The organism is Gordonia desulfuricans NBRC 100010 (assembly GCF_001485495.1).
GTDB lineage: Bacteria > Actinomycetota > Actinomycetes > Mycobacteriales > Mycobacteriaceae > Gordonia > Gordonia desulfuricans.
In genome coordinates this window covers 1-717 of sequence record NZ_BCNF01000237.1, presented here as the reverse complement: position 1 = coordinate 717, position 717 = coordinate 1, and the positions used below count along the sequence as shown (strand labels likewise).

Here is a 717-nt window from a genome sequence, read left to right as displayed (position 1 = left end):
CCACCGGCCCGGCTGCCGCCCTGACACGCCGTGTTGGGGAAACAACCGGGAAAGGAGGAATCGCGAATGCTGTTCGTCGGAGATGACTGGGCCGAAGATCACCACGACCTGGCGGTCCTCGACCCCGAGGGACGTGTCCTCAAGCAGGTACGGGTACCCGAAGGAGTCGACGGGATCACCGCGTTCACCGAGACCGTTGCCGGGTGTATGCCCGACGACGACGGTGACCCATGCGAGGTGTTGGTGTGTATCGAGATCGACCATGGTCCATGGGTGCAGGCACTGCAGGCCGCGGGGTACCGCGTGTTCGGGGTGGACCCGAAACAGGCCAAGCGTCATCGGGAGAGCGTGTCGAGCTCGGGTGCCAAAAGTGACAAGTCCGATGCTCGGGCATTGGCCGATATGGTGCGTACCCGTCGTCTCCAGTTCCGACTCCCCGATGGAAGGTGCTGCTCCTCGCCCCGACGCTGACCAAGCAGTGCTGGGGCTTCATGATCGGGTCGGCGCTGTTCTCGCTCGGTTCGGCGCCCTGGCTCGGTGAGTGGATGGGGGCGTCGAACGCCAACATCTGCTATATGCTGCGCTTCGGCAACTCGCGAACAAGCTTATCGGAATCCTTCATGGGTGCCTCGCCCGACACGAGCTTTACAACCCCTCGATTGCCTGGTCACAGGCCCAAACACAGCCGGCTGCTTGACAAGTTCCTTCCAGGGATGT

At 62.9% G+C, this 717-nt stretch carries 1 protein-coding gene and 1 pseudogene; both read left to right on the top strand.

Annotated elements, in window-relative coordinates; translation table 11 throughout:
* The first annotated feature begins 66 nt into the window (after nucleotides 1-66).
* Complete coding sequence (locus GD1_RS24055; protein WP_059040043.1) at nucleotides 67-471, top strand: IS110 family transposase; 405 nt, start codon at nucleotides 67-69, stop codon at nucleotides 469-471.
* A gap of 20 nt (nucleotides 472-491) precedes the next feature.
* Nucleotides 492-717: pseudogene (locus GD1_RS25305) on the top strand (hypothetical protein); the annotation flags it as partial.